The sequence below is a fragment of the Nocardia sp. NPDC060255 genome, assembly GCF_042727395.1.
In the GTDB taxonomy this organism is placed as follows: Bacteria; Actinomycetota; Actinomycetes; order Mycobacteriales; family Mycobacteriaceae; genus Nocardia.
The window spans coordinates 249,121-256,731 of the sequence record NZ_JBHXAU010000013.1 but is presented as its reverse complement, the minus strand read 5'-3'; the positions used below and the strand labels follow the sequence as shown (position 1 = coordinate 256,731).

Below are 7,611 nucleotides of genomic sequence, written 5' to 3'. Positions count from 1 at the left end.
TCAACCGGGGGGTATGAGAGGCCGGAACCAATAAATATATTGGCACTGACATTCATCGACACACTATTGAGTTCTCAAAGAACACACGCACACACCATCGCCCAGACTTTGTCTGATTGATCAGTGAGGCAACCTATCCAGCTTAACTCAGCCGTTCCCCCAGAACCAAATCGGGGTCTCGATCGAGCCAGTGTGAGCGTCAGGCGCTCCTCGTACTACCTCGTGTCCCTGGCCTTCGCTCAGCGTTTCCGCTCAGCTCCTCGGCCCGGGTCGGTGTCCGTGTCGCTCTGACTCGAATAAAGTTACGTGTCTGCGTGCATCATGTCAAATCTGCTGGTCAAGAAGCGTTTTCGAGGTTAACACTTCACTCCGCCGCGCCGACCCGCTTCACTTCGCCGCCCAAAGCCTGCAGTTGCTCGACAAAATTCGGGTAGCCGCGGTCGATGTGGAAGACGTCGTGCACCTCGGTGGTTCCGTCGGCGACCAGACCGGCGAGTACCAAACCGGCGCCTGCCCGAATGTCCGACGACCACACCGGCGCACTCGACAACCGCGGAATACCGCGCACCACCGCGTGATGACCATCGGTCCGCGCGTCGGCGCCGAGCCGGATCATCTCCTCCACAAAACGGAAGCGCGCCTCGAAGACGTTCTCGGTGATCATCGACGTGCCGTCGGCGATCGCGGCGAGCCCGATCGCCATCGGCTGCAGGTCGGTGGGGAATCCGGGGAACGGCAGCGTGGAGAAGTTCACCGCGCGCGGTCGCTCGGCCTGCACGACGCGGAAACCGTCCTGCTCGAAGGAGATGCGCGCGCCCGCCGAACGCAGCTTGTCCAGTACCAGGGACAGATGCTTGGGATTGACCCCGGTCACCCGGACGTCGCCCATCGTCATCGCCGCGGCGATTCCCCAGGTGGCCGCCACGATGCGATCGCCGATCACCCGGTGCGTCGTCGGCGAGAGCCGCTTGACGCCCTGCACGGTCAGTACCGACGTCCCCGCACCGGTGACCCGGGCGCCCATCTGCACCAGCATGTTGCACAGGTCGACGATGTCGGGTTCACGCGCGGCGTTGTCGATCACCGTCTCGCCCTCGGCGAGCACGGCCGCCATCAAGATGTTCTCGGTCGCACCCACGGAGGGGAAATCGAGCCGAATCTTGGCGCCCTGCAGCTCGTCGGCCCGCGCGACCACGCAACCGTGCTCGATCTCGCTGGTCGCACCGAGCAACCGCAGGCCGGCCTGATGCATATCCAGTGGACGGGATCCGATCGCGTCACCGCCGGGTAGCGCGACGACGGCACGCTTGCAGCGCGCCATCAGCGGGCCGAGTACGCAGACCGACGCGCGGAACTGCGTCACCGCGGGAAAGTCCGCGTGGTACTTCGGTTCTGCCGGGGTGTTGATGGTGACCACCCCGGCGTCGATCGCGACGTCGCAGCCGAGGCCGCGCAGCACGTCACCCATCAGCGGCACGTCGAGAATGTCCGGGCAGTTCGTGATCGTGGTGGTGCCCTCGGCCAGCAAGGCAGCGGCCATCAGCTTGAGGACGCTGTTCTTGGCGCCCCCCACCGCGACTTCACCGACGAGTCGATTCCCGCCGGTAACCAAAAACCGTTCCATGCCGCCTCTCCGCGTATTCGGCGCACTGTTGGGTGCAAGGATAGTTGCGGCACTGTTCCGCCACTCCGGGTATTCAGCGCACTAGTGGGTGCCACGGTAGTTCGGTGACAAGCCGACGGTCGGATGCCGGGTTGAGTTCAGGGTGTACCCGGGGTGTTACCCATGAACTCGAGGACGTGCGTCCTCGTGTCTCGAGCATTATCAGGTGCTCGACCTGGTTCCGCCGGGCTTCCACAGGATATCGCCGCCCGGATTGGCCACGCGGCTCAGGATGAACAGCAGGTCCGACAGGCGGTTGAGGTACTTGGCGGGCAAAACGTTCGTGTCGTCCGGGTGTGTCTCCACCGCGGCCCAGGCCGAACGTTCCGCGCGGCGGGCCACCGTGCGCGCCGTGTGCAGCAGCGCCGCGAGCGGGGTGCCACCCGGCAGAATGAACGAATTCAGCGCCGGCAGTTCAGCATTGAACTCGTCGCACCAACCCTCGAGCCGATCGATGTAGAGCTGGGTGATGCGCAGCGGCGGGTACTTCGGCACCGCGACAACCGGGGTAGACAGATCCGCACCCGCATCGAACAGATCGTTCTGTATTTGCAGCAGCACCTCGCGCAACTGCTCCTCGGGCTGCCCGAGCGCGAGAGCCACCCCGATTGCGGCGTTCGTCTCATCGCAGTCGGCATATGCGACCAAGCGAGGATCGGTCTTCGCCACCCGCGAAAAATCGCTGAGACCAGTGGTCCCGTCGTCGCCGGTACGCGTGTAGATCCGCGTCAGATGCACACTCACAGCACCAACCCTAACCGCTGCTCGCGCAACAACTGATTCTGGAAGTACATGAGTACAGCTAGCGCATCCGGCGGGTGCGGTCTGAAGGGCGAGACTCTACCCAGGAGAGGAAGGCCGTCCGCGAGGCGCGATCCAGGGCCAGCTCGTAGCTGCCGTCCCGATCGGTCACCGCGATCACCGCGATGTCGTCGCTCATGATGTCGTATTCGTCGCCGACGGGTCCGCGGCGGTCGCCGATCTCGATGCCCTGGCGGTGAATTGTGCAGTCCGGTCCGAGTTTCAGGCTGGTCAGCTTGAAAAAGACCATTCGGTCCTCGTCGTAACGGATCAGTCCGTGCCGCCAACCCTGACCACCGCGCGCGGGCAGTACTCGCAACAGTGCGGCGGTTCCGCCGCGCCGCAACATGATCAGGCGATAGGTCGAGGCGAGGGCCAGGAACACGAGCGTGAGCACCAGAATGATCAGGAGAACCATCCCGGTCTGCAATGCAGTTCGTCCCTTCGCTCAGTCGCCACCCCGCGGTCATTCAACCACGCCACCAAGTTTACAAACTGGGGGGCCGTGTATTAAGACGATCGTAAGTCGTTATAAGACGACTGTCGGCGGCGAAGTTCCCTTCGCCGCCGACAGTCTGGTGTTCGCTATCCGGTTGTCGCTTACGCGTTCGCAGCCTGCTCGGCCGCGCGGACCTGGGCCTGCGCCGCCAGCTGGTCCTCTTCGCTGGCCGCCGAGTCGGCCAGCACGCGCCGGGCCGCCTCGACATCCACCTCGTCGGCGAATTCCGCCGACTCGGCCAGGATCCGGACGGTGGTCGCGGTCACCGAGAAGAAGCCGCCGTGCACCGCCGCGACGATGCGCTCGCCGTCGGTGGAGACGATGGCCACCGTGCCGCCCTCGACCAGCTGACCGAGCAGCGGCTCGTGGCCCGGCATGATGCCGATCTGACCCTCGGTGGTCTGCGCGCTGACGAACGTTGCCTGGCCGGACCAGAGCAGCCGTTCGACGGCGACGAGATCAACTGACATTTCCGACATCGGGACTACTTTCCGGCGATCTTCTTCGCGGCCGCCTCGACATCGTCGAGACCACCGCAGCTGTTGAACGCCTGCTCCGGGAAGTGGTCGAACTCGCCCTTGCAGACCCGGTCGAAGTCGTCGATGGTCTGCTCCAGCGGAACCACCGAACCGACCTGGCCGGTGAACTTCTCGGCCACGATGAAGTTCTGGCCGAGGAACTTCTCCAGGCGACGGGCCCGGCCGACGAGGACCTTGTCCTCTTCGGAGAGCTCGTCCATGCCGAGGATGGCGATGATGTCCTGCAGTTCCTTGTACTTCTGCAGGATTCGCTTCACCTCGTTGGCGACGGCGAAGTGCCGGTCGCCGACAATCGAGGCCTCCAGGATGCGGGAGGTCGAGGTCAGCGGGTCGACGGCCGGGTAGATGCCCTTCTGCGAGATCGGGCGGGAAAGCTCGGTCGTCGCATCGAGGTGGGCGAAGGTGGTGGCCGGCGCCGGGTCGGTGTAGTCGTCGGCAGGCACGTAGATCGCCTGCAGCGAGGTGATCGACCGACCACGGGTCGAGGTGATGCGCTCCTGCAGCTCACCCATCTCGTCCGCGAGGGTCGGCTGGTAACCGACGGCGGACGGCATGCGGCCGAGCAGGGTGGACACCTCGGAACCGGCCTGGGTGAACCGGAAGATGTTGTCGATGAACAGCAGCACGTCCTGGTGCTGCACGTCGCGGAAGTACTCGGCCATGGTGAGGGCCGAGAGCGCGACGCGCATACGGGTGCCCGGCGGCTCGTCCATCTGGCCGAAGACGAGGGCGGTGTCCGGAAGGACGCCCATCTCTTCCATTTCCAGGCGCAGGTCGGTGCCCTCACGGGTGCGCTCGCCGACGCCGGCGAACACCGAGGTGCCGGAGAACTCCCGCGCGATACGGGTGATCATCTCCTGGATGAGCACGGTCTTGCCGACACCGGCACCACCGAACAGGCCGATCTTGCCACCCTTCACGTACGGGGTGAGCAGGTCGATGACCTTGATGCCCGTCTCCAGGATCTCGGTCTTACCCTCGAGCTGGTCGAATGACGGGGGCTTGCGGTGGATGCCCCACTGCTCGCCGTCCCGGCCGAGGCCGGGGGTGTCGAGGCAGTCGCCGAGCGCGTTGAAGACGTGGCCCTTGACGACATCGCCGACCGGCACCGAGATCGGCTTGCCGGTGTCGGTGACGGGCGCGCTACGGACCAGGCCGTCGGTCGGCTGCATCGAGATGCAGCGAACGATGCCGTCGCCGAGATGCTGGGCGACCTCGAGGGTCAGCGTCTTGGCCACCGAGGCCAGTGTGACCTCGGCGTGCAAGGAGTTGAACAGATCTGGGATCGAGCCCCGGGGGAACTCGACGTCGACGACGGGGCCGATGACTCGGACGACGCGACCTGAGTCTGCGCCGGTCCGACTCGTGTTGTCTTGCGTGACTGCTGCGGTCATTTTTCTCTTCCTGCGCTTAGTCGCGGTCCGAGCTCGAAGCCAGCGCGTTTACGCCGCCGACAATTTCGCTGATTTCCTGCGTGATCTGGGCCTGTCGCACCGAGTTCGCCTGCCGGGAAAGGTCCGTGGCAAGGTCGTTGGCGTTATCGGTGGCTGCCTTCATTGCGGTGCGCCGAGCCGCGGACTCGGATGCCGCTGCCTCGAGCAACGATGAGTAGATACGCGTGTTGATGTACTTCGGCAGCAGGGCCGCCAGCAGCACATCGGCGTCGGGCTCGAACTCGTACTGCGCGTGCACATCCGCCGTCGGCGAATCGGACACGAAGTCCTCACCCATGTCGAAGTTCTCGTCGACGTAGCTCACCTGGATCGGCGCCAATCGGCGCACCTCAGGGGTCTGCGTCAGCATCGACACGAATCGCGTGTACACGATGTGCAGTTCGTCGACACCCGCGATGTCGCCGGTGCCGTTCGGCGCGGGAACCACGCCTTCGGAACCGGCCATGAAGGACTCGACCAGGTGGTTGCAGGCCGCCGACGCATCGGAGTACTTCGGCTGCTGCGAGAACCCGGACCACGACGCGACCGGGGTGCGGTTGCGGAAGGTGTAGTACGTGAGGCCCTTGTTGCCCATCACGTAGATCACCGGCTCTTTGCCCTCGCCGCGCAGCGTGTGCATCAACTCTTCGGCGCGCTTGAGCACGTTGGAGTTGTAGCCACCGGCCATGCCGCTGTCACTGGTGATCACCAGCACCGCCGCCCGGCGCGGCTCGGCGCGCTCGGTCAGCAGTGGGTGGGTCAGGTTCTTCGACGCGTTCGCCAGCTCACCGAGGACCTTGGTGATCTCCTCGGCGTACGGCTTGGCGGCCGCAACCCTGGCCTGCGCCTTGGAGATTCGCGAGGTCGCGATCAGCTCCTGGGCCTTGGTGATCTTCTTGATCGAATTCACACCACGAATGCGGGAGCGCAATTCACGCAAACTTGCCATCAGTCACACTCCCTTCATTCGCATCGGTTTTTACTCGCATCAATCAGTCCCGAACCTGGGTCACTTCTCGACGTGCTTGCGGGTGACCGACAGCGTCTCGACCTCTTCGTGCTCGAGATCGGCCGCTTCGGCCTCGTTCACCACACGGCTGCCATCGGAGGCGAGGAAGCCCTGCTTGAACTTGTCGGTCTCCGCCTTGATCTGATCGGCGGCCTCGTCCTTGAGGACCTTGCCACCCTCGATCGACTTGAAGGCGTCGGCCGCGGCACGGTGCAGGTGCTCGAGCAGTTCGCCGTTGAAGCGACGGATGTCGGCGACCGGGACCGAGTCGAAGCGGCCGTCGTCGACCAGGAAGATCGAGACGATCTGGTCCTCGACGGCGACCGGCGAGTACTGGTCCTGCTTGAGCAGCTCGACCCAGCGGGCGCCACGCTCGAGCTGCGCCAGCGACGCGGCATCGAGGTCGGACGCGAACGCGGAGAACGCCTCCAGCTCACGGAACTGCGCCATTTCCAGACGCAGCGAGCCCGCGACCTTCTTCATGCCCTTGGTCTGGGCCGCGCCACCGACACGGGAGACCGAGGTACCGACGTTGATCGCCGGGCGCACGCCCTTGTTGAACAGGTCGGACTCGAGGAAGACCTGGCCGTCGGTGATCGAGATGACGTTGGTCGGGATGAACGCCGAGATGTCGTTGGCCTTGGTCTCGATGATCGGCAGGCCGGTCATCGAGCCGGCGCCCAGCTCGTCGGACAGCTTCGCGCAACGCTCCAGCAGACGGGAGTGCAGGTAGAAGACGTCACCCGGGTACGCCTCGCGGCCCGGCGGGCGACGCAGCAGCAGCGAGATGGCGCGGTACGCCTCGGCCTGCTTGGTCAGGTCGTCGAACACGATGAGGACGTGCTTGCCCTGGTACATCCAGTGCTGGCCGAGGGCCGAACCGGTGTACGGCGCAAGCCATTTGAAGCCGGCCGAGTCGGACGCGGGGGCCGCGACGATGGTGGTGTACTCCAGCGCGCCACGGGCCTCCAGCGCGGACTTGACGCCCGCGATGGTGGAACCCTTCTGGCCGACGGCGACGTAGATGCAGCGCACCTGCTTCGCCGGATCGCCGGAGTCCCAGTTCGCCTTCTGCGCCAGGATGGCGTCGATGCAGACCGCGGTCTTGCCGGTCTTGCGGTCGCCGATGATCAGCTGACGCTGGCCACGGCCGATCGCGGTGAGGGCGTCGATGGCGGTGATGCCGGTGGCCAGCGGCTCCTCGACGGGCTGACGCTCCAGCACGGAGGCCGCCTGCAGCTCGAGCACGCGCTGCTCTTCGGCCTCGATCTCGCCGAGACCGTCGATCGGGTGACCGAGCGGATCGACCACGCGGCCGAGGAAGTTGTCGCCCACCGGAACCGAGAGCACGTCGCCGGTCCGGCGGACCTGCTGGCCCTCTTCGAGGTCGGCGTATTCGCCGAGGATGACCGCACCGATCGAGCGGTCTTCGAGGTTCAGCGCCACGCCGAGCACGCCACCCGGGAACTCCAGCAGCTCATTGGCCATTGCCGAAGGCAGGCCGCTGACATGCGCGATGCCGTCGGCCGTGTCGGTGACAACACCGACTTCTTCGATGGAGGTCTCGGGGGTGTAGCTCTGCGTGTAGCTCTCGATCGCGCTACGGATCTCGTCGGAGGAGATCGTCAGCTCCGCCATGTTCTTCCTGCTCTCGCTGTGTCGAATGT

At 65.2% G+C, this 7,611-nt stretch carries 7 protein-coding genes; all 7 read right to left on the bottom strand.

Going from position 1 to position 7,611, the window contains the following annotated elements:
* Positions 1-364 precede the first annotated feature (364 nt).
* The gene (gene murA, locus ACFWF1_RS24500) at positions 365-1,624 is read right to left on the bottom strand and encodes a UDP-N-acetylglucosamine 1-carboxyvinyltransferase (RefSeq protein WP_357392211.1); all 1,260 of its coding nucleotides are present in this window, start codon (positions 1,622-1,624) and stop codon (positions 365-367) included.
* 201 nt (positions 1,625-1,825) lie between these two features.
* On the bottom strand, positions 1,826-2,407 hold the full coding sequence (locus tag ACFWF1_RS24495; protein ID WP_379286288.1) for a cob(I)yrinic acid a,c-diamide adenosyltransferase: 582 nt from the start codon (positions 2,405-2,407) through the stop codon (positions 1,826-1,828).
* 58 nt (positions 2,408-2,465) lie between these two features.
* Positions 2,466-2,882, bottom strand: a complete 417-nt coding sequence (locus tag ACFWF1_RS24490; protein WP_357392215.1) for a DUF2550 domain-containing protein — start codon at positions 2,880-2,882, stop codon at positions 2,466-2,468.
* Between the two features lie 182 nt (positions 2,883-3,064).
* Entirely contained in the window at positions 3,065-3,442 is a 378-nt protein-coding gene (locus tag ACFWF1_RS24485; protein ID WP_040732365.1) for a F0F1 ATP synthase subunit epsilon, read from the bottom strand.
* Between the two features lie 5 nt (positions 3,443-3,447).
* Positions 3,448-4,896 (bottom strand): F0F1 ATP synthase subunit beta, encoded by a 1,449-nt coding sequence (gene atpD, locus ACFWF1_RS24480; protein ID WP_379286290.1) that lies wholly within the window; start codon positions 4,894-4,896, stop codon positions 3,448-3,450.
* A gap of 16 nt (positions 4,897-4,912) precedes the next feature.
* Positions 4,913-5,884, bottom strand: coding sequence for a F0F1 ATP synthase subunit gamma (locus ACFWF1_RS24475; RefSeq protein ID WP_379286292.1), 972 nt, complete (start codon positions 5,882-5,884; stop codon positions 4,913-4,915).
* A gap of 60 nt (positions 5,885-5,944) precedes the next feature.
* Positions 5,945-7,582 (bottom strand): F0F1 ATP synthase subunit alpha, encoded by a 1,638-nt coding sequence (gene atpA / locus ACFWF1_RS24470; RefSeq protein ID WP_379286294.1) that lies wholly within the window; start codon positions 7,580-7,582, stop codon positions 5,945-5,947.
* Between the last annotated feature and the right edge of the window lie 29 nt (positions 7,583-7,611).

Bases quoted from the DNA above. Each gene is read 5' to 3' on its own strand.
- murA (WP_357392211.1), bottom strand. From the start codon at position 1,624: ATGGAACGGTTTTTGGTTACCGGCGGGAATCGACTCGTCGGTGAAGTC.
- ACFWF1_RS24490 (WP_357392215.1), bottom strand. From the start codon at position 2,882: ATGGTTCTCCTGATCATTCTGGTGCTCACGCTCGTGTTCCTGGCCCTC.
- ACFWF1_RS24485 (WP_040732365.1), bottom strand. From the start codon at position 3,442: ATGTCGGAAATGTCAGTTGATCTCGTCGCCGTCGAACGGCTGCTCTGG.
- atpD (WP_379286290.1), bottom strand. From the start codon at position 4,896: ATGACCGCAGCAGTCACGCAAGACAACACGAGTCGGACCGGCGCAGAC.
- ACFWF1_RS24475 (WP_379286292.1), bottom strand. From the start codon at position 5,884: ATGGCAAGTTTGCGTGAATTGCGCTCCCGCATTCGTGGTGTGAATTCG.
- atpA (WP_379286294.1), bottom strand. From the start codon at position 7,582: ATGGCGGAGCTGACGATCTCCTCCGACGAGATCCGTAGCGCGATCGAG.